At 64.2% G+C, this 20,634-nt stretch carries 22 protein-coding genes and 1 tRNA gene; 12 read left to right on the top strand and 11 right to left on the bottom strand.

The window, feature by feature from the left end; translation table 11 throughout:
* Positions 1-121: 121 nt before the first annotated feature.
* From XH81_RS20565 to XH81_RS20530, 8 genes are all read right to left on the bottom strand, one after another.
* On the bottom strand, positions 122-394 hold the full coding sequence (locus XH81_RS20565) for a DUF1150 family protein (RefSeq protein ID WP_007598581.1): 273 nt from the start codon (positions 392-394) through the stop codon (positions 122-124).
* Positions 395-444: 50 nt separating this feature from the next.
* Positions 445-870, bottom strand: coding sequence for an Hsp20 family protein (locus tag XH81_RS20560; protein WP_028139463.1), 426 nt, complete (start codon positions 868-870; stop codon positions 445-447).
* A gap of 262 nt (positions 871-1,132) precedes the next feature.
* Positions 1,133-2,221, bottom strand: a complete 1,089-nt coding sequence (locus tag XH81_RS20555) for a sn-glycerol-3-phosphate import ATP-binding protein UgpC (protein ID WP_028139464.1) — start codon at positions 2,219-2,221, stop codon at positions 1,133-1,135.
* 13 nt (positions 2,222-2,234) lie between these two features.
* Entirely contained in the window at positions 2,235-3,083 is an 849-nt protein-coding gene (ugpE, locus tag XH81_RS20550) for a sn-glycerol-3-phosphate ABC transporter permease UgpE (protein ID WP_028139465.1), read from the bottom strand.
* A complete protein-coding gene (ugpA, locus tag XH81_RS20545; RefSeq protein ID WP_028139466.1) occupies positions 3,083-3,964 on the bottom strand; it encodes a sn-glycerol-3-phosphate ABC transporter permease UgpA in 882 nt (293 codons plus the stop codon). The genes ugpE and ugpA overlap by 1 nt, the downstream gene beginning before the upstream one ends.
* 50 nt (positions 3,965-4,014) lie before the next feature.
* Complete coding sequence (ugpB, locus tag XH81_RS20540) at positions 4,015-5,331, bottom strand: sn-glycerol-3-phosphate ABC transporter substrate-binding protein UgpB (protein ID WP_212428951.1); 1,317 nt, start codon at positions 5,329-5,331, stop codon at positions 4,015-4,017.
* Between the two features lie 218 nt (positions 5,332-5,549).
* Positions 5,550-6,770 (bottom strand): CaiB/BaiF CoA transferase family protein, encoded by a 1,221-nt coding sequence (locus XH81_RS20535; RefSeq protein ID WP_038972336.1) that lies wholly within the window; start codon positions 6,768-6,770, stop codon positions 5,550-5,552.
* Between the two features lie 188 nt (positions 6,771-6,958).
* Positions 6,959-7,384 carry an organic hydroperoxide resistance protein gene (locus tag XH81_RS20530; protein WP_018323436.1) on the bottom strand — a complete coding sequence of 142 codons (426 nt, stop codon included), beginning with the start codon at positions 7,382-7,384 and terminating at the stop codon, positions 6,959-6,961.
* A 155-nt stretch (positions 7,385-7,539) separates the two neighbouring features.
* On the opposite strand from XH81_RS20530, the gene XH81_RS20525 reads away from it, so the two are divergent.
* A complete protein-coding gene (locus tag XH81_RS20525) occupies positions 7,540-7,998 on the top strand; it encodes a MarR family winged helix-turn-helix transcriptional regulator (protein WP_028139469.1) in 459 nt (152 codons plus the stop codon).
* A gap of 18 nt (positions 7,999-8,016) precedes the next feature.
* On the opposite strand, the gene XH81_RS20520 is transcribed toward XH81_RS20525, so the two are convergent.
* The 3 genes from XH81_RS20520 to XH81_RS20510 form a co-directional block, all read right to left on the bottom strand.
* Complete coding sequence (locus tag XH81_RS20520; RefSeq protein ID WP_018645072.1) at positions 8,017-8,253, bottom strand: GIY-YIG nuclease family protein; 237 nt, start codon at positions 8,251-8,253, stop codon at positions 8,017-8,019.
* A 207-nt stretch (positions 8,254-8,460) separates the two neighbouring features.
* Positions 8,461-8,536, bottom strand: a tRNA-Ala gene (locus tag XH81_RS20515).
* 91 nt (positions 8,537-8,627) lie between these two features.
* Entirely contained in the window at positions 8,628-9,035 is a 408-nt protein-coding gene (locus XH81_RS20510) for a TIGR02300 family protein (RefSeq protein WP_018323433.1), read from the bottom strand.
* Positions 9,036-9,195: 160 nt separating this feature from the next.
* Between XH81_RS20510 and aroA the strand changes: the two genes are divergently transcribed.
* The 11 genes from aroA to XH81_RS20455 all read left to right on the top strand — a co-directional run bounded on the left by aroA (position 9,196) and on the right by XH81_RS20455 (position 20,612).
* Positions 9,196-10,533, top strand: coding sequence for a 3-phosphoshikimate 1-carboxyvinyltransferase (aroA, locus tag XH81_RS20505; protein WP_028139471.1), 1,338 nt, complete (start codon positions 9,196-9,198; stop codon positions 10,531-10,533).
* Positions 10,530-11,168: a (d)CMP kinase gene (gene cmk, locus XH81_RS20500; RefSeq protein ID WP_028139472.1), complete on the top strand. Its 639-nt coding sequence runs from the start codon at positions 10,530-10,532 to the stop codon at positions 11,166-11,168. The genes aroA and cmk overlap by 4 nt, the downstream gene beginning before the upstream one ends.
* Positions 11,169-11,435: 267 nt before the next feature.
* On the top strand, positions 11,436-13,142 hold the full coding sequence (rpsA, locus tag XH81_RS20495) for a 30S ribosomal protein S1 (RefSeq protein WP_028139473.1): 1,707 nt from the start codon (positions 11,436-11,438) through the stop codon (positions 13,140-13,142).
* A 363-nt stretch (positions 13,143-13,505) separates the two neighbouring features.
* Positions 13,506-14,486 carry a signal peptide peptidase SppA gene (gene sppA / locus XH81_RS20490; RefSeq protein ID WP_028139474.1) on the top strand — a complete coding sequence of 327 codons (981 nt, stop codon included), beginning with the start codon at positions 13,506-13,508 and terminating at the stop codon, positions 14,484-14,486.
* A 171-nt stretch (positions 14,487-14,657) separates the two neighbouring features.
* Entirely contained in the window at positions 14,658-14,963 is a 306-nt protein-coding gene (locus XH81_RS20485) for an integration host factor subunit beta (protein ID WP_007598410.1), read from the top strand.
* Between the two features lie 74 nt (positions 14,964-15,037).
* Positions 15,038-15,430 carry a hypothetical protein gene (locus tag XH81_RS20480; protein ID WP_028139475.1) on the top strand — a complete coding sequence of 131 codons (393 nt, stop codon included), beginning with the start codon at positions 15,038-15,040 and terminating at the stop codon, positions 15,428-15,430.
* A 65-nt stretch (positions 15,431-15,495) separates the two neighbouring features.
* Entirely contained in the window at positions 15,496-16,167 is a 672-nt protein-coding gene (locus XH81_RS20475) for a phosphoribosylanthranilate isomerase (protein WP_028139476.1), read from the top strand.
* A complete protein-coding gene (gene trpB, locus XH81_RS20470) occupies positions 16,164-17,378 on the top strand; it encodes a tryptophan synthase subunit beta (protein WP_028139477.1) in 1,215 nt (404 codons plus the stop codon). Before XH81_RS20475 ends, trpB begins: the two co-directional genes overlap by 4 nt.
* Positions 17,375-18,211: a tryptophan synthase subunit alpha gene (gene trpA, locus XH81_RS20465; protein WP_028139478.1), complete on the top strand. Its 837-nt coding sequence runs from the start codon at positions 17,375-17,377 to the stop codon at positions 18,209-18,211. Before trpB ends, trpA begins: the two co-directional genes overlap by 4 nt.
* Before the next feature lie 119 nt (positions 18,212-18,330).
* On the top strand, positions 18,331-19,272 hold the full coding sequence (gene accD, locus XH81_RS20460) for an acetyl-CoA carboxylase, carboxyltransferase subunit beta (protein ID WP_028139479.1): 942 nt from the start codon (positions 18,331-18,333) through the stop codon (positions 19,270-19,272).
* Entirely contained in the window at positions 19,269-20,612 is a 1,344-nt protein-coding gene (locus tag XH81_RS20455) for a bifunctional folylpolyglutamate synthase/dihydrofolate synthase (protein ID WP_028139480.1), read from the top strand. Before accD ends, XH81_RS20455 begins: the two co-directional genes overlap by 4 nt.
* Positions 20,613-20,634: the final 22 nt, after the last annotated feature.

Raw genomic sequence — 20,634 nt, 5'->3', positions numbered from 1 at the left:
GTTCGGGACTCGAGAGTTGAGCACGCTGCGGCCTCGAGCATCGTCATCGCGTCAAAATGGAAACGGGCACACCTTCGCAAGAAGGCATGCCCGCTGGAAACTCTATTCGTGCGACGTGCGCTCAGTGCACGCTGACGGCTTGCAACTCGTTGCTCCAGGCATTGGCGATCGCAGCTTCCCGGCTGTCGGTCAGCATGATCGGCGTGCCGTCGGCGGCGTGGAGCGCGAAGAGTTTTAAGCCCGGCGCGATTTTCGGCGCCTCGGGAAACAGGCCCGGCACGTCCTCGGAGCGGATCTGCTTCACATAGGCGATATGGCCTTCGCCAAGGGTTGCCAGCGTCTCGGGCGAGACATTCTTGGCTTCGTATTCGAACGCAACGTGACCTTCACTCATGGTCTCGACTCCTCTGGAACACTAAGCGGTCGAGTCCGCTACTCGTTCCATTATTCGTGCTCATTGATAGCGATTGTCTTAACGATCCTCTCCGGTTCGGGCCGGGCCAGATCGATCGACAACAACCCGTTCTTCAGATCCGCACCCAGCACCAGCATCCCCTCCGCCAGCACGAAGGTGCGCTGGAAGTGGCGCGCGGCGATGCCGCGATGGATGTATTGCCGGGTCTTGTCGTCCTGCTGCCGCCCGCGGATCACGAGCTGGTTTTCCTCAATGGTTACATCGAGTTGGTCGCGCGTAAATCCGGCGACCGCCAGCGTGATACGTAAGCGCTCGGGCTGGCCGTCCGCGCCGCCACACCTCTCGATATTGTAGGGAGGATAGCCGTCGGCGCCTTTGACGACGCGATCGAGCACGCGCTCAATCTCGTCGAAGCCCAGCAGGAACGGACTGGATAACGTGGGAACACGAGACATAGTTTACAAAGTCCTCGCAGAAGCGACTTTGGTGCATCAGGGCCCTGAGAGGCGCCCCTTGATCAGCAATATGGGCATGTTCCCGTGTTGGTTCAAGCAGGTAGCCGGGAAGCTGTGGATTGGCCATTTCCTGTCGTCATGCCCGGGACAGGCCCGCGCATGACGACATCAGGCGGGCCATTTATCTCAACAAAAACAGACCCCCTTGTACTGTGCATGGGGTTGTTTTCGCGTTTTGTGTTGTCCGGCCTTTCGGAACCGATCAGGCCTCCAGCCGCGTCCGCCCGTCGCCGCTGAACAAATGCAGCTTCGCCCGCAGCGCCGCGACGCGGATTTTCGCGCCGATGGCGGGAGCCTCGGTTCCGGGAATGCGGACGATGATCTCGCCGGGCGGCAACTCGCCCGGCGTGGCGGCGACACGCTGCTCTTCCTGCTCGCGCGAGCCGTAGACGAAGGTTTCGGCGCCGACGCGCTCGATCGCCTCCACCGTCAGCGGCAAAGCGACACCGCCGCCCGGGGTCTGGTCGGTGATGACGAAGTCTTCCGGGCGGATGCCGAGAATGCCGGCGTCGGCCGCCGCGCTGCCCGCAAGCTGCGACCTGATCTCCTCCGGGCGCGTCGACATCAAATTCATCGGCGGCGCGCCGATGAAGGAGGCGACGAAGGTGGTTGCCGGCTTCTCGTAGATCGCAAGCGGATTTCCGACCTGCTCGACCTGGCCGCCGTTCATCACCACAAGGACGTCGGCGAGCGTCATGGCTTCGAGCTGGTCGTGGGTGACGTAGATCGACGTCGTGTTGAGCCGGCGCTGCAATTTGCGGATCTCGACGCGCATCGCGATGCGGAGTTTCGCATCGAGGTTCGACAGCGGCTCGTCGAACAGAAACACCTTCGGCTGGCGCACGATGGCGCGGCCCATGGCGACGCGCTGACGCTGGCCGCCGGAGAGCTGACGCGGCTTGCGCTCCAGCATCGGCGTGAGCTCGAGCACGCGTGCGGCTTCGTCGACGCGGGACTTGATCTCGGCTTCCTTCATGCCACGGTTGCGCAGGCCGTAGGCCATGTTGTTGTAGACGCTCATATGCGGATAGAGCGCGTAGTTCTGGAACACCATCGCGATGTCGCGATCGGCGGGCTCGACCTGGTTGACCACACGTCCGCCGATATCGATCTCGCCGCCGGTGACGGTCTCGAGGCCCGCGACCATGCGCAGCAATGTCGACTTGCCGCAGCCGGAGGGGCCGACCAGCACGCAGAACTGTCCGTCGCCGACATCGACGTTGACGCCCTTGATGGCCTCGAAGCCGCCGAGATAGGTCTTGCGGACGTTGCGCAGGGTGACGTTAGCCATGAAAACTCACTTCTTACTTTTCCGTCTCGACGAGGCCGCGCACGAACAGTTTCTGCATGACGACGACGACGAACACCGGCGGCAGCATGGCCAGCATGGCGGTCGCCATCACGATCGGCCATTCGGTCAGCGCGTCGGTGGTGGTGATCATCTTGCGGATGCCGACCTGGATGGTCTGCATGTCGTCGCGGGTGGTGATGAGCAGCGGCCAGAGATATTGATTCCAGCCGAGGATGAACAGGATCACGAACAGCGCCGCCATGTTGGTGCGCGACAGCGGCAGCAGCGTGTCCCAGAAGAAGCGCAAGGGGCCCGCGCCGTCGATGCGCGAGGCCTCGAGCAATTCGTCCGGCACCGTCATGAAGAACTGTCGGAACAGCAGCGTTGCGGTGGCCGAGGCGATCAGCGGCAGCGCGAGGCCCGCATAGCTGTCGAGCATGTGCAGATCGGCGACGATCTTGTAGGTCGGATAGATGCGGACCTCGACCGGCAGCATCAGGGTGATGAAGATGATCCAGAAGATCGGCATCCGGAACGGAAAGCGGAAATACACGATCGCATAGGCCGAGATGATCGAGATCGCAATCTTGCCGACCGCGATCAGCAGCGCCATCACCAGCGAGTTCAGCATCATGTTGCCGACAGGCTCGCGGGTCGAGCCGCTCGTGCCGACGAAGATGGTTTGATAATAGGTCTCGAAGAAATGACCGCCCGGCAGCAGCGACATCTGCCCGTTCGCGATCAGCGCATTGTCCTGGGTCGAGGCGACGAACGCGATGTAGACCGGGAAGGCGACGATCGCGATTCCGATCCAGAGAATGATGTGCGCGACGTAGCGCCGAAAGCCCTCTTCCTCGACCATCAGTAGGTCACCTTGCGTTCGACGAAGCGGAACTGGATTCCCGTCAGCACGATGACCATCACCATCAGGATCACCGATTGCGCGGCGGAGCTGCCGAGATTGCCGCCGAGCAGGCCGTCGGAATAGACCTTGTAGACCAGCGTCTCGGTCGACTTGCCGGGACCGCCGCGGGTCATGGTGTCGATGATGCCGAACGTGTCGAAGAAGGCGTAGACGATGTTGACGACCAGCAGGAAGAAGATGGTCGGCGACAGCAGCGGGAAGGTCACGGTCCAGAACCGGCGCATCGGACGGGCACCGTCGATCGCGGCGGCTTCGAGCACGCTTCGCGGGATGCTCTGCAGACCGGCGAGGAAGAACAGGAAATTATAGGAGATCTGCTTCCAGGCGGCGGCGAGGATGATCAGGGTTGCCGCCTGGTCACCGTCGAGCAGCGGATTCCAGTCGACCCCGATCGCGCGCAAATAGCGCGCGATGATGCCCAGCGAGGGATGCAGCATGAAGATCCAGAGCACGCCGACGACCGGCGGCGCCACCGCATAGGGCCAGATCAAGAGGGTGCGGTAGAGCATCGAGCCGCGCAGTGGCTTGTCCGCCATGACGGCGAGCAGCAGCGCAAAGGACAACGACGAGACCGCGATGGCGAAAGAGAAGAAGAAGGTGCGGAGGATCGCCTCGAAATAGGCGGGCTCCCTGAACAGGTCGAGATAGTTCTCGAACCAGACGAAGCTCGTCGACAGACCGAAGGCGTCCTGGAGCAGGAAGGACTGGATCACCGCCTGCAGGGCCGGCCAGTAGAAGAATAGCAGGACGATCGCGAGCTGCGGGGCAACCAGCGCGTAAGGCAATAGCCTGGATTGGAAAATGGCTTGCTTCTGCATGGTGTCCGCCGAAAGCGGCAGGCCGGGGGACCAGCCTGCCGCTCATCGCCTCACTTGACGGCGGTCTTTTCGAACTGCCGCAGCATCGTGTTGCCGCGCTCGACGGCGGCATCCAGCGCCTGCTTGGCGGTCTTCTTGCCGGCCAGCGCCTGCTCGATCTCTTCCGACCAGACGTCACGCAGCTGAACCATGTTGCCGAGGCGCAGACCGCGCGAGTTCTCGGTCGGCTCCTTGTTGGTCAGCTCCAGCAGCGGGGTCTCGAGATAGGGCTGGTCCTTGTAGAAGCCCTCGGCCTTGGCTTTCTCATAGGCCGCCTTGGTGATCGGCAGATAGCCCGAGGCCTTGTGGATGTAGACTTGGCGATCGGTGTCGGAGAGGAAGGTCAGGAACTTTGCGACGCCCTTGTATTCGTCGGCCGGCTTGCCGCCCATGACCCAGAGCGAAGCCCCGCCGATGATCGAGTTCTGCGGCGCGCCCTTTGCCTCCGGATAATACGGCATCGGCACCGCGGTGAAGTTGAACTTGGCCTGGGCCTTGACGTTGCCGAAGAAGGCCGACGAGGTCAGGTAGATCGGGCATTCGCCCGAGGTGAAGCGGCCTTCGCCGGTGTTGGTACGGCCGGCATAGTCGTAGACCTTGGTCTTCTGGAGCTCGACCAGGTTTTCGAGATGCTTGACCTGGAGCGGCCCGTTGAACTCGAGCTTGGTGTCGAAGCCGTCGAGGCCGTTGGCCTTGCTGGCGAGCGGGACGTTGTGCCAGGCGGAGAGCTGCTCGAGATTGACCCAGGTGACCCAGGAGCCGGAGAAGCCGCAGGTGTCATGACCGGCAGCCTTCAGCTTCTTGGCGGCCTCGAACGTCTCGGGCCAGGTCTTCGGGATCGCGACATTGGCCTTCTTCAGCTCGTCGAGATTGACCCACATCACGGTGGACGACGAGTTGAAGGGGAACGACAGCATCTCGCCCTTCGAGGTCGAGTAGTAGCCGGTGATGGCGGGCAGGTAGATCTTGGGATCGAACTTCTCGCCGGCCTCGGCCATCAGCTTGTAGACGGGCTTCACGGCGCCAGTCGCAGCCATCATGGTGGCGGTGCCGACCTCGAACACCTGCATGATGTGCGGCGCGTTGCCGGCACGAAACGCCGCGATGCCCGCGTTCATGGTGTCGGCGTAATTGCCCTTGTAGGTCGGAACGACCTTGAAGTCGCTCTGCGACGCGTTGAAGTCGTTGGCGAGCTTGACGATGACGTCGTTGTTGGCGCCGGTCATCGCGTGCCACCACTGGATTTCCGTCACGGCCAGCGCCGGCGACGCCGTCATGCCAACCGTGAGTGCAAATGCGGCAGCCACCCCAAAGTGTCGAAGAGCCATCAAGTAAACCTCCCTTGTCCGTCAAAAGAAGCGCTTGCGCTAGCAGCGCCATATGACGTTCACATGACTGTGTAAGCGGCCGAAACGAAAGCGGCAAGCGCTGGAAAAGGGAAGACGGCAAATAGGCGAAGACGGAGCGGGCAGCCGCATTGGTTCGCGGTGCACTATCGTGCCCGCGCCGCACTGCGGCATCATTCGTCGGACGGAGGTGGTGGCCTCTACCGCTTGCGCTCGGGGCCGCAGACGGTGCCCTTCTCGACCATCGCGTCGATCTCGGCCTTGGAGTAGCCAAACTCGCCCAGCACCTCCTGGGAGTGCTGGCTGAATTTCGGCGGCAGCCGGCGCAGGCTCGGCTTGCTGCGGTCGAGCCGGATCGGCGAGGCGACGCCCTTGTACCAGTCCTTCTCGATAATATCGCCGCGCGCGATCGTGTGCGGGTTGGTCAACGCCTGGTCGATCTTCTGCACGGGCCCGGCGGGCAGGCCCGCGGCGAGCAGGCGATTGCACAGCGGCTCGGCCTCGTGCTGGCTGAACACGGCAGCAAGCTCGGCGCGCAGCGCCTCGCGATTGGCGATGCGGTCCTTGTTGCGGGCAAAGCGCGGATCGGTGCCGAGCTCGGGCTTGCCGATCTCCTTGGCGAGCTTGCGGAAGGTGCCGTCATTGCCGACACCGATGAAGATGTCGTCGGTCTTGGTCGGGAAGATCGCGTAAGGCACAAGGTTGGGATGCTCGTTGCCGGTGAGGCTCGGCGGCTTGCCATGCATGAAATAATTCGCGGTGTGCGGATGCATGATGGCAAGGCCGGTCTCGTACAGCGTCGTCTCCAGGAATTGGCCCTTGCCGGAACGCTGCCGCTCCGACAGCGCCATCAGGATGCCGATCGCCGCATAAAGTCCGGTGGTGATGTCGACCAAGGGCACGCCGATCCGCATCGGTCCGCTCTCGGGCGAGCCGGTCGCGGCGATCATGCCGGTCATGGCCTGGATGATGGCGTCATAGCCGGGATTGCCGCCGCGCGGGCCGTCGGCGCCGAAGCCGCAGATCCGGCAATGCACGAGGCGCGGGAATTTCTTGCTGAGCACGTCGTTGCCGATGCCCCATTTCTCCAGCGTGCCCGGCTTGAAATTCTCGATCAGGACGTCGGCGGTCTCCAGCATCTTGAGCAGCACGATGCGGCCGCCCTCGGAGGCGAGGTCGAGGCCGATCGAGCGCTTGTTGCGGTTGATTCCGACGAAATAGGCCGCGTCCTCCTCGTGGAAGGGAGGGCCCCATTCGCGCACCTCGTCGCCCGCGGGCGGCTCGACCTTGATCACGTCGGCGCCGTGGTCGGCGAGGATCTGGGTGCAGTAGGGACCGCCGAGCACGCGCGTGAGATCGATGACGCGCAATCCGCTCATTGCGCCCAATGCGGCTTCAGAACTGGCGGCTTCAGAACTCATGCCTTCGCTTCCCCTGTGTCGATATTTGGCCACAGGCCTAGCGAGGTTCGCACAAGCCAGCAATGGCCTGTTGCGTAGGGGCGTATGCACTGCCGGCTGCATGCCGCGGCATGGCAAATCAGGATTGGCAGATCAGCGGAAGCGGCCGGCCCGAGGGGGATCCCGGGCCAGCCAATCCGCACTTTCGATCAGACGACCGTCAGGCGAACGTCGACATTGCCGCGTGTGGCATTGGAGTACGGGCACACCTGGTGCGCCTTCTCGACCAGCGCCTCGGCTTCCGCGCGGGCGAGGCCCGGCAGCGAGACGGCGAGATCGATGTCGAGACCGAAGCCGCCCTCGGAGCGCGGGCCGATGCCGACGGTCGAGGTCACGGAGGCATCGGCCGGAACCTTCGGCCCACCCTGCGACGAGACGAACTTCATCGCGCCGATGAAGCAGGCCGCATAGCCGGCCGCGAACAGCTGCTCGGGATTGTTGCCGGCGCCGCCGCCGCCCCCGAGCTCCTTCGGCGTGGTGAGCTTGACGTCGAGCGCGCCGTCGAGGGTTGCAGCATGGCCATCACGGCCGCCGGTGGCCTTGGCGCTGGTCTTGTAGAGGACGTTCACGGACATTGTCGTCTCCTCGGGTCTTCCGGTTGGGGTGTGCTCTGTATCGCAAACAATTAGATTGTGCGCAATTGAAATTAGCGCGGCTCACATTTAATTGTTCGCAATTGAATGTGCCGCCCGCCGGCCCCAGAATGGGAGGAAATCCCGTGAGATTCTCCATGCCCCGGAAGCTATCGACCCTCGATCCGCAACGCCTCGACAATCAGATCTGCTTCGCGGTCTACTCGGCCGCGCATGCCTTCAACCGCGTCTACAAGCCGCTGCTGGACCGGCTCGGCCTGACCTATCCGCAATATCTGGTGATGCTGGTGCTGTGGGAGCGCGACGACGTGCCGGTCAAGGACATCGGCGAGCGGCTGTTCCTGGATTCGGGCACGCTGACGCCGCTGCTCAAGCGGCTCGAGGCCGCCCATCTCGTGCGGCGCACCCGCTCGAGCGAGGACGAGCGTCAGGTCCTGATCGCGTTGACGGCGCAGGGGCATGCACTGAAGGAAAAGGCCCGCAGCGTGCCGCAGTCGATCCTGGCGGCCTCGGACTGCTCAGTGTCGGAACTGGTGTCGATGAAGGACGAGATCGTCGCGCTGCGGGATCGGCTGAACGCGGTGATCGGGGAGTAGGGGGTGTAGCGCGCGCGATCAGAAATGCTTCTTGGCAAAAGCGCGTCCCGATCCCGATTTCAGGTAACGCTCGAACGCGACAGCGCGAGCGGCATCGTCAAACGCGAAATAGGTCCGTATCCGCCATGGCCCATATTTCGAAGTGTGCGGTACCTCGCCGGCGTTGTGCTTTGCCAAACGAGCCCTCAGGTCGTCGGTAATTCCAACGTAGAAATGCTCGGAATCGAGACTCTCGAGGATATAGACGTATTTCATCGCGCTCCCTCCCCGGAGGGTAGGATAGCAGCTTCGAGACACGTTTAGGGTGTTACCTCGGCCTGCAGTCGCAAGGGAGCAAACAGAGTGATTGCCGGCCCAAGTCCGCCGTCGCCCTTCGGGCTATGGCGGGACAGCCTTCGCTCACTTCGCTACGAGGGACTTCCGTAGGCTTGCCCAGCCGAAGCTCGCGAAGCGAGCGAAGGCTGGTGGAGCCAGGCGGGATCGAACCGCCGACCTCTTGCATGCCATGCAAGCGCTCTCCCAGCTGAGCTATGGCCCCTTAGTCCTTGTGGGGATCCTAGTGGATCACCCGTACCGGCGAGCCCTGGTGACTCGCGCGGTGCACCCTTTTTCACAGATCAGGGCTGATCTCAAGTCTCTTCATCACCTCCGACATCACCAATGATGTCGGTCACGTCCTCATCGCCCTCTTCTTCGTCGGCAATGAAGGTCGAATCATCGTCATCGTCGTCATCGAGGGTCTCATCGACCTCGATATCGTCCTCGGATTCGGGCACGGCGGCCTTGACCTTGCCGGTGTTCTCCTCGGCGTCGGCCTCCTCGAGCGAGACCTCCTCGACCTCTGCCGGCTCCGGCGTGGCGTCGGCCGTCGCTGCGTGCCGGGCTTCGGCGCCGCGGGGCATGCGCGCGGGCGCGACCGGGGCGATCGGCACGACTTCACCAGTATAGGGCGAGATCACCGGATTCTTGTTGAGGTCATAGAACTTCTTGCCCGTGGTTGGGCAAATACGTTTGGTTCCGAGTTCGGACTTGGCCACGGCAGGAATCCTGGGAATGTCTGAAAAGCGGTGTTTCACTTGGCTAGTTGGCGGCCCGCTGTCAATAGCGCATTACGGGAGAACGACATGCCCGTGACGAGGCGCTGACCATGTGGTACCTGCGCCCAGCCCCCTCGAGGGCGCATCCAAGGACACAATCGTGACCCATTCCGACCAAACGAGGCCGCTCCAGGCTCGCGCCAGCGGGCCCCTGACCGGGAAAGTACGGGTGCCCGGGGACAAGTCGATCTCCCACCGTGCCCTCATCCTGGGCGCGCTCGCGCTCGGCGAGACCAGGATTTCAGGTCTGCTGGAGGGCGAAGACGTCCTCAACACCGCCAAATCGATGCAGGCGCTGGGCGCCACCGTGGAGCGGACCGGCGATTTTGCCTGGAAAGTGCAGGGCGTCGGCGTCGCGGGCTTCGCCCGACCCAAGGAAGCGCTGGATTTCGGGAACTCCGGCACCGGCTGCCGGCTGGTGATGGGCGCCGTCGCCGGCTGCCCGATCTCGGCGGTTTTCGACGGGGACGCCTCGTTGCGCAGCCGCCCCATGCGCCGAATCCTCGATCCCCTGGAAAAGATGGGCGCCAAGGTCATCTCCGGCAGTGAGGGCGGCCGCCTGCCCCTGACACTCCAGGGTGCCCGCGATCCGCTGCCGATCACCTACAAGACCCCGGTCGCCTCGGCCCAGATCAAATCTGCGGTGCTGCTGGCGGGCCTTGCCGCGCCCGGCACCACGACGGTCATCGAGACCGAGGCCAGCCGCGACCACACCGAATTGATGCTGAAGCATTTTGGTGCCGACATCACCTCGGCACAGGAGGGCGTGCACGGCCGCCGTATCACGCTCAAAGGCCAGCCCGAGCTGCACGGCGCCACCGTGGTGGTGCCGGCCGATCCCTCTTCGGCAGCTTTCCCGGTGGTCGCGGCGCTGATCGTCGAGGGCTCCGATGTCATCCTGTCGGATGTCATGACCAATCCGCTGCGCACCGGCCTGTTCACCACGCTGCGCGAAATGGGCGCATCGATCGAGGAGAGCGAAGTCCGCGGCGACGCCGGCGAGCCGATGGCGAAACTGCGCGTGCGGGCCTCGAAGCTGCGCGGCGTCGTGGTGCCGCCGGAGCGCGCGCCCTCGATGATCGATGAATATCTCGTGCTCGCGGTGGCGGCCGCCTTCGCCGAGGGCACGACGATCATGCGCGGCCTGCAGGAGCTGCGCGTCAAGGAGTCCGACCGCCTGGAGGCCACCGCTGCCATGCTCCGCGTCAACGGCGTGAAGGTCGAGGTCTCCGGTGACGATCTGATCGTCGAGGGTCGCGGTCACGTCCCCGGCGGCGGCACTGTCGCGACCCACATGGACCACCGCATCGCGATGTCCGCATTGGTGATGGGCTGCGCCTCGGACCAGCCGGTGACCGTGGACGACACCGCTTTCATCGCCACCAGTTTCCCGGACTTCATTCCGATGATGCGTTCGCTAGGGGCCGAGTTTTTATGATCATCGCCATCGACGGACCCGCGGCCTCGGGCAAAGGGACGCTCGGCAAGCGTCTCGCGCACCATTACGGCTACCGTCACCTCGATACCGGCGTGATCTACCGTGCGGTGGCCTATGCCCTGATGCAGTCCGGTCACGATCTCCGGGACGAGGAGGCTGCGGTCGCTGCGGCGCTGGAACTCGATCCCGAAAAGTTCGGTAATCCGGCCCTGAAGACCCAGAAGGCCGGCGAGGGCGCCTCCATCGTCTCGGCGATCCCCAGGGTTCGCGAGGCCCTGGTCAATTTTCAGCGGCAATTCGCCGCCGATCCGCCCGGAGCGGTGCTGGACGGCCGGGACATTGGAACCGTGATCTGCCCGCATGCGGACGTGAAGATTTTCGTCGTCGCCGATCCAAAAGTCCGAGCGCGCCGCCGGACCATGGAGGCCAAGGCGAGGGGCGAGGAGGCCGACGAGGCCGCCGTGCTCGCCGACATCATCCAGCGCGACGAACGCGACAAGAATCGGCCTATTGCACCCCTGAAACCGGCCGCCGATGCTTACTTGCTAGATAACTCCCAACTGGATATAGAAGGCGGCGTCCGGGCCGCCATCGACATTATCGAGGCCGTCCGAGCGGGCCGGTCGCGGGGTTAAGCCGCCGCCGTCATTGGAGGAAGTGCCCGCTCCCGCTCTTTGAGGTCGATACCTCGGTCCCCTGTTTGGGGCCGACGCGATCCAGGCTCCGGACACAAGATTTCCACGTATCGAACGCGCGGGCCTCAGCCGGCCCGCTTCCGCTGTTCCGCCTTTCAGGCCGGAGCAGCGAGCGGTCGCTCGAAGGTCTTGCGGACCTTCCGACACTGCGCGTGCGATGCGCCCATGAACCCAACGGCCGGCACGACATCCGCAACTGGAGAACAAATGGCTTCGACTTCTGCTGATACCTATAGCCCGTCGCGCGACGATTTCGCCGCGATGCTCGACGAGTCCTTCGCAGGTGGCAACCTGCAGGAGAGCTCCGTCGTCAAGGGCAAGGTTGTTGCAATTGAAAAGGACATGGCCGTCATCGACGTCGGCCTGAAGACCGAGGGCCGCGTCGCCCTGCGCGAATTTTCCGGCCCCGGCCGTGACAGCGAACTGAAGGTCGGCGACGAGGTTGAAGTGTTCCTCGATCGCATCGAGAACGCGCTCGGCGAAGCCGTGCTGTCGCGCGACAAGGCGCGCCGCGAAGAGAGCTGGGGCAAGCTCGAGAAGGCGTTCCAGAACAACGAGAAGGTCAACGGCGTCATCTTCAATCAGGTCAAGGGTGGCTTCACCGTCGACCTCGACGGTGCCGTGGCCTTCCTGCCGCGCTCGCAGGTCGACATCCGTCCGATCCGCGACGTTGCGCCGCTGATGAACAATTCGCAGCCGTTCCAGATCCTCAAGATGGATCGCCGTCGCGGCAACATCGTCGTGTCCCGCCGCACGGTTCTCGAAGAGACCCGCGCCGAGCAGCGTCAGGAGCTGGTGCAGAACCTCGAAGAGGGTCAGGTCATCGACGGCGTGGTCAAGAACATCACCGATTACGGTGCGTTCGTTGATCTCGGCGGCATCGACGGCCTGCTGCACGTCACCGACATCGCGTGGCGCCGCGTCAACCACCCGACCGAGGTGCTCTCGATCGGCCAGACCGTGAAGGTCAAGATCATCAAGATCAACCACGAGACGCACCGCATCTCGCTGGGCATGAAGCAGCTGCTGGACGATCCGTGGCAGGGCATCGAAGCCAAGTACCCGCTGGGTGCCCGCTTCACCGGCCGCGTCACCAACATCACCGACTACGGTGCGTTCGTCGAGCTCGAGCCGGGCATCGAAGGCCTGATCCACGTCTCCGAGATGTCGTGGACCAAGAAGAACATGCACCCCGGCAAGATCGTTTCGACCTCGCAGGAAGTCGAAGTGCAGGTGCTGGAAGTCGATTCCGTCAAGCGCCGCATCTCGCTCGGCCTCAAGCAGACCATGCGCAACCCCTGGGAGGTCTTCGTGGAAGGTCACCCGACCGGTTCGACGGTCGAGGGCGAGGTCAAGAACAAGACCGAGTTCGGTCTGTTCCTGGGTCTCGAGGGCGACGTCGACGGCATGGTCCATCTCTCCGACCTCGACTGGAAGCTTCCGGGCGAGCAGGTGATCGACAACTACAAGAAGGGCGACATGGTGAAGGCCGTGGTGCTCGATGTGGACGTCGAGAAGGAGCGTATCTCGCTCGGCATCAAGCAGCTCGAAGGCGACCCCTTCGCCGAGCCGGGCGATGTCAAGAAGGGCGCGGTCGTGACCTGCGAAGTGCTCGAAGTGAAGGAAAGCGGCATCGAGGTGAAGATCACCGGTACCGACTTCTCGACCTTCATCAAGCGCTCCGAGCTCGCCCGTGACCGCAACGACCAGCGCGCCGAACGCTTTGCCGTCGGTGAGAAGGTCGATGCCCGCGTGATCCAGTTCGACAAGAAGGCCCGCAAGGTCCAGGTGTCGATCAAGGCGCTCGAAGTCGCAGAAGAAAAGGAAGCCATCGCGCAGTACGGCTCCTCCGATTCGGGAGCAACGCTCGGCGACATCCTCGGCACCGCGCTCAAGAACCGCGACAGCAAGTAAGCGAACCTTTCGGTTCGCCAGACATCGAAGCCCCGGCGCGAGCCGGGGCTTTTTTGTTTGCTGTCTCCACAAACTCCGCTGTCGTCCCGGACAAGCGCGCTCAAAGCGCGCGTAGATCCGGGACCCATACCCACAGGGAGTGGTTTGACGAAGACTCGGAGTGGGCGTCTCGCGTCACACTCCGCCCTGCGGGTATGGGTCCCGGCCTTCGCCGGGACGACATGTGAGTGTGTGGCAGCATCTCGGCCTACGCTGTCACAGCCTTGTTTTCTTCTAATTGCGCCGCAATTGATGTATCCAGATAAGCCGTTGGTCACGCTGTGAGGGCACAACGCGTCCGGCCTTTCATTTGGAGATATCTAGATGTCGCTCGATTCGGACATCATCGTCGATCGCCGCAGGATCCGCCGCAAGCTGACGTTCTGGCGCGTGATGGCTGCGCTGATCGCGATTGCGGCGATTGCGGGCTTTGCGCTGGTCGTGACACCGGGTACGCGGGGCACGTTCGCATCCGCCGGCTCGATCGCGCGGGTCCAGATCGAGGGCCTGATCCGCAGCGATTCCGATCGTACGCAGGCGCTGGAGCGGCTGGAGAATTCGCAGGCCGCCGCCGTCATCATTCACATCAACTCGCCGGGCGGCACCACCGCCGGCTCCGAGCAGCTCTACGATTCACTCGTCCGGCTGAAGGCGAAGAAGCCGCTCGTCGTGGTGGTCGAGGGCCTGGCTGCCTCCGGGGGCTACATCACGGCGATTGCCAGCGATCACATCATCGCCCAGCAGAGTTCGCTGGTCGGGTCGATCGGCGTGCTGTTCCAATATCCCAACGTCAGCGAGCTCCTGAAGACCATCGGCGTCAAGGTCGAGGAGGTGAAGTCGTCGCCGCTGAAGGCCGCGCCCAACGGTTTTGAGCCGACCAGCCCGGAAGCACGGGCCGCGCTCGATGCGCTGGTGAAGGATTCCTATGCCTGGTTCAGGGGATTGGTGAAGGAGCGGCGTGGCATGGATGACACGCAGCTCGAGAAAGTGGCTGATGGCCGCGTCTTCACCGGGCGCCAGGCGATCGATCTCAAGCTGATCGATCAGATAGGCGACGAGAAGACGGCGGTGACCTGGCTGGTCGAGCAGAAGGGCGTCAAGAAGGGGCTCTCCGTGCGCGACTACAAGCTCCAGCCGCGCTTCGGCGATCTGCCATTCCTCAAGACGGCCGCCGCCGTTACGCTGGAAGCGCTCGGTTTGGGCTCGATTGCGCATCAAATCGGGCAAACCGGCGTCGCGCAGGCGGTCGATCGGTTCGGAATGGATGGAATGCTGGCCCTGTGGCAACCGGCCGCCTCAAATTGAGGGGGTTGGGCGAGCGGCTGAGGGTTTTCCCGTTTGGCGGGCGTCGGGTCAGCCCGCTTTTTCGGCATTTGTCACGTAATTTCGCGACGCTCAACCTTGATTTAGCGTCTTGACAGATCAAGGTATTTTCACGGAAATGGTCATCCGCACGCTTCCGGGTCCTATCTCTCGATGATCAAATCCGAACTTGTTCAGCGTATCGCCGAGCACAACCCGCATCTGTACCAGCGGGATGTCGAGAACATTGTGAATGCGATTCTCGAAGAGATCGTAGCGGCCCTCGCGCGCGGTGACCGCGTCGAGTTGCGCGGCTTCGGTGCCTTCTCGGTCAAGCATCGCCCTGCACGCGCCGGGCGCAATCCACGCACCGGCGCCCATGTGCCCGTCGATCAGAAGAGCGTTCCGTTCTTCAAGACCGGCAAGGAAATGCGCGAGCGGCTGAACCGCGACCATCCGGATCCCGGCGCGCCCGACTAAGGCTGTCGTCGTCGGGGTTTAACCGAACGGCCGCATGATGCGGCCGCAAGCTTGATTCAAGACGAGCGATCGCGATGCGAAAGTTCCTGACCGCGCTAATCGTGATCCCGCTGGGCCTGATCCTGGTGGCCTTCGCCGTTGCCAACCGGCACTTCGTCACGGTCTCGTTCGATCCGTTCATTGCGAACGACCCGTCATTGTCGGTCACGCTGCCGCTGTTCCTCCTCCTGATCCTGGTCGCCGCCCTCGGCGTCTTCGCCGGCGGCTCCGCCGTCTGGCTCGGTCAGCGGCACTGGCGCCGCGCGGCGCGCCGGCACGAGACGGATTCACGGGTCGCCAGGGCCGAACTGGCCGATTTGCGGGCCCAGGCGGCCGCGGCAAAGCCCGGCTCGCAGCGCCTTCCCGTACCCTCCGGGGTCGGGCTTTACGGGCCCATCGGGCGAGACAAGCAGCGCGCGACGTTGTAGAAGCGGCCCCGACCGAAAACGCTGTTTTCCGGCCGCACGTTGCGGCCTCCATTTGCTTTGAGACCATGTCCCTGCTCGTCAAAATCTGCGGCCTGTCCACGCGCGAGACGCTTCAAATGGCGCTCGAGGCGGGTGCGGATATGGTGGGGTTCGTGTTCTTCCCCCCTTCGCCGCGGCATCTGTCCCTGGAGCTCGGCCGCGACCTCGGCCGCCAGGTGAAGGGGCGCGCGCTCAAGGTCGCCCTCACCGTCGACGCCGACGATGCGACGCTCGACAACATCATGGACGCGCTGTCGCCGGACATTTTCCAGCTGCACGGCAAGGAGAGCGTGGCGCGGCTGCGCGACATCAAGCAGCGGTTCGGCCGCCCGGTGATGAAGGCGGTCCCGGTCGCGACCGCGGCCGATCTCGCCGTGTTGCCCGGCTATGCCGCGATCGCCGACCGCATCCTGTTCGATGCCCGCGCGCCGAAGGATGCGACCCGGCCCGGCGGCCTGGGGGAGCCGTTCGACTGGCACCTGCTCGAAAACCTCGATCTGAAACTGCCCTACATGGTCTCGGGCGGGCTTCATGCCGACAATCTCGCCGAGGCACTCCGCGTCACCCGCGCCGGCGGCGTCGACGTCTCCTCCGGTGTCGAGAGCGCCCCCGGCGTGAAAGATCCTGAAATGATCAAGGCCTTCATTCGCGCTGCGCGCGCCAGCCAAGAATCCAGCCAAGAGTTGAGTGTTCGATGAACGTCGCCAAACCCAATTCCTATCGCAGCGGTCCCGACGATCGCGGCCATTTCGGCATCTTCGGCGGCCGCTTCGTCGCCGAAACCTTGATGCCGCTGATCCTCGATCTGGAGAAGGCCTACACCGAGGCCAAGGCCGATCCGGCCTTCCAGGCCGAGATGAACGGCTATCTTAAGCACTATGTCGGCCGGCCCTCGCCACTCTATTTCGCCGAGCGCCTCACCGAGCATCTCGGCGGCGCCAAGATCTATTTGAAGCGCGAAGAGCTCAACCACACCGGCTCGCACAAGGTGAACAACGTGCTCGGCCAGATCATGCTGGCGCGGCGCATGGGCAAGAAGCGCATCATCGCCGAGACCGGCGCCGGCCAGCACGGTGTCGCCACCGCGACGCTGTGCGCGCGCTTCGGGCTCGAATGCGTGGTCTATATGGGCGCCGTCGACGTCGAGCGGCAGCAGCCCAACGTGATCCGCATGGAGATGCTGGGTGCGACGGTGGTCCCGGTGCAGTCGGGCACGCGCACGCTGAAGGACGCCATGAATGAGGCCCTGCGCGACTGGGTCACCAACGTGCACAACACCTTCTACTGCATCGGCACGGTGGCCGGCCCGCATCCCTATCCGACGCTGGTGCGCGACTTCCAGTCGATCATCGGCAACGAGACCAAGACGCAGATGCAGGAGGTCGAAGGCCGCCTGCCGGATTCGCTGGTCGCCTGCATCGGTGGCGGCTCGAACGCGATGGGCCTGTTTCATCCGTTCCTCGACGATCCCTCCGTCGAAATCTTCGGCGTCGAAGCTGCGGGCCATGGGCTGACGCAGCTGCATGCGGCGTCGATCGCGGGCGGCCGTCCCGGCGTGCTGCACGGCAACCGCACCTATCTCTTGATGGACGCGGACGGCCAGATCCAGGACGCGCATTCGATCTCGGCCGGCCTCGATTATCCCGGCATCGGCCCCGAGCATTCCTGGCTGCACGAGATCGGCCGCGTGAACTATCTCTCCGCGACCGATGACGAAGCGCTCGCCGCGTTCCAGCTGCTGTCGCGCCTCGAAGGTATCATCCCCGCGCTTGAGCCCGCGCACGCCATCGCCAAGGTGATGGAGCTCGCGCCGAAGCGGCCTCGGGATCACCTGATGGTCGTCAACCTCTCCGGCCGCGGCGACAAGGACGTCCCGCAGGTCGGCGACATCCTGAGGGGCAAGAAGTGACCACGCGTATCGACACCCGTTTTGCCGAGCTTGCGAAGCAGGGCCGCTCGGCCTTCGTCACCTTCTTGATGGCCGGCGATCCCGATCCGGCGACCTCGCTCGAGATCATCAAGGCGCTGCCGAAATCAGGCGCCGACGTCATCGAGATCGGCATGCCCTTCACCGATCCGATGGCCGACGGTCCCTCGATCCAGGCCGCCGGGCTGCGTGCGCTCAAGGCCGGCATGACGCTGAAGAAGACGCTGGAGCTGGTGCGCGGCTTCCGCAAGGACGACAATGCGACGCCGATCGTGTTAATGGGCTATTACAATCCGATCTACATTTACGGCGTCGACAAGTTCCTGGTCGATGCCAAGAGCGCGGGCGTCGATGGTCTGATCATCGTCGACCTGCCGCCGGAGGAGGACGACGAGCTCTGCCTGCCCGCGATGAAGGCCGGCCTCAATTTCATTCGTCTGGCGACACCGACGACCGACGACAAGCGGCTGCCGGCCGTGCTCGCCAACACCTCGGGCTTCGTCTACTACGTCTCGATCACCGGCATCACCGGTGCGGCGGCGGCGGACTCCTCGGCCGTGAGCGAAGCGGTGGCCCGCATCAAGCGGCACACCAAGCTGCCGGTGTGCGTCGGCTTCGGTATCCGCACGCCGGAGACGGCGCGTGCCATTGCCTCCCATGCCAATGGTGCGGTCGTCGGCACCGCGCTGGTCGATGCGCTCAAGAACAGCCTCGACGCCGAGGGACGGGCGACCGGCAAAACCGTTAACGCCGTGGCTGAGCTGACGGCGGCCCTGGCCCAGGGCGTCAAGGGCGCGCAACAGGCGGCGGAATAGGCCATAATTCCGCTTTTGGGGCGGGCGACACGGCGACACGGCGGCTTGCCGGGCAACGGCCCGGTCGCCATATATCCCTTCAGGCGATCCGCAAGGCGGGCCGCACATCGGAGCAAACCATGAACTGGCTTACCAACGTGGTCCGGCCGAAGATCCGCAACATGCTGCGGCGGGAGACGCCGGAGAATCTGTGGATCAAGTGCCCGGACTCCGGGCAGCTCGTGTTCTACAAGGACGTCGAGGCCAACCAGTTCGTCATCCCCGGCTCGAACTATCACATGCGCATGGGGGCGGTGGCGCGCTTGAAGTCGATCTTCGACAACGAGACCTGGTTCGACGTCGCGCTGCCTGACGTCACGCCAGATCCGCTCAAGTTCCGCGATGAGAAGAAATACGTCGACCGCATCAAGGACGCGCGCGCCCGAACCAATCTGAACGATGCGATCAAGGTCGGTTACGGCAGACTCGAAGGCTCCGCCGTCGTCGTCGCCGTGCAGGATTTCGACTTCATGGGTGGCTCGCTCGGCATGGCCGCAGGCGAAGCCATCGTCCGCGGGCTCGAACTCGCCGTTGAAAAGAAGTCGCCGTTCATCGTGTTCGCCGCATCCGGCGGCGCACGCATGCAGGAAGGCATCTTGTCGCTGATGCAGATGCCGCGCACGACGGTCGCGGTGCAGATGCTGCGCGAGGCCAAGCAGCCCTATATCGTCGTGCTGACCAACCCGACCACCGGCGGCGTTACCGCCTCCTATGCGATGCTCGGCGACGTTCAGATCGCCGAACCCGGCGCGCTGATCGGCTTTGCCGGCGCCCGCGTGATCGAGCAGACCATCCGCGAGAAGCTGCCTGAAGGTTTCCAGCGCGCCGAGTATCTGAAGGAGCACGGCATGGTCGACATGGTCGTGCATCGCCACGAGCTGCGTCCGACTCTGGCGCGGCTCTGCCGTCTGCTGACCAAGGCGCCGGCGCCGGAGACCGCGTCGAAGCCGATGCAGCCGGTGCTCAGCCCGGCACAGATCGTATCGGCCGCCGAGACGGCGCCGGCTGCGCCGCACGCGTGAACGCGTCCTCTGACAGCGCGAAGACGCCGCTCGGTGAATTGATCGGGCGGCTGTCGGTCCTGCATCAGAAGCGCATCGATCTCGGGCTGGAGCGGATGCACCGCCTGCTCGAACGGCTCGGCCACCCCGAGCTCAAGCTGCCGCCGGTGATCCACATCGCCGGCACCAATGGCAAGGGCTCGACGCTCGCTTATCTGCGCGCGACGCTGGAGGCAGCAGGCCTGCGGGTGCACGCCTACACCTCGCCCTATCTTGTCAGGATCAACGAGTGCTTCCGGCTCGGCCGCCTCAGTGGTGGTCAGCTCGTCGGCGATGACGAGTTGCGTGCCGCACTCGAAGAGGTCGAGCGCGTCAATGCCGGTGAGGCCGCGACATTGTTCGAGCTGAAGACGGCGGCCGCCTTCCATCTGTTTGCGCAGAACCCGGCCGACGTGGTGCTGCTCGAAGTCGGCCTCGGCGGCCGGCTCGATTCGACCAACGTGATCGATGCGCCGGCGGCCTGCGTGATCACGCCCGTCAGCATGGACCACATGGATTTCCTCGGGGGCACCCTGACGTCGATCGCCGGCGAGAAAGCGGCGATCATCAAGCGCGGCGTGCCCGTGATCTCCGCGGAGCAGGCGGGCGAAGCCATGGCGGTGATCGAGGCGCAGGCCAAGCGCATGCGCGCGCCGCTTTTTGCGGCGAACGAGAGCTGGCACGTCAATGTCGAGCACGGTCGCCTCGTCTACTCCGACGATCGCGGCCTGATGGATCTCACGGCGCCGCGGCTGTTCGGCCGCCACCAGTTCGACAATGCCGGCCTTGCGATCGCGACGCTGCGCGCGATTCCGAACTTCAAGATCAATCAGGCGGCGTTCGAGGCCGGCATCGTCGGTGCCGAATGGCCGGCGCGGATGCAGCGCATCACCTCGGGCGAGCTGCTCGCTCTCGGTCCGCAGGGCTCGGAGATCTGGCTCGATGGCGGGCACAATGCCGAAGGCGGCCGTGTCGCGGCGGCGGCGCTCGGAGATCTCGAAGAGCGGGTGTCGCGACCGCTGGTCGTCATCGCCGGCATGATGGCCAACAAGGATGCGCAGGGCTTCCTTGCCAATTTCGCCGGTCTCACCCGTCACATCATCGCGGTGCCGATCCCCGACACCGAGAACGCGATGCCGGTCGATCGCCTCGCCGACGCCGCCCGCAGCCTCGGCATGCGCGTCGAGACCGTCTCCGGCGTCGAAGCCGCGCTGCGCGCCCTCTCGAAGCTCGCCTACGAGGTGCCTCCGCGCATCCTGATCACTGGCTCGTTGTATCTGGCCGGCCACGTGCTGGCGATCAACGGCACGCCTCCTGCATGATTTCTCTTGTCCCGGACGCGGT

Source organism: Bradyrhizobium sp. CCBAU 25360, assembly GCF_028128695.1.
Lineage (GTDB): Bacteria > Pseudomonadota > Alphaproteobacteria > Rhizobiales > Xanthobacteraceae > Bradyrhizobium > Bradyrhizobium ottawaense.
Note: the sequence above shows the minus strand (reverse complement) of the source record. Positions and strands in the feature narration are given on the sequence as shown.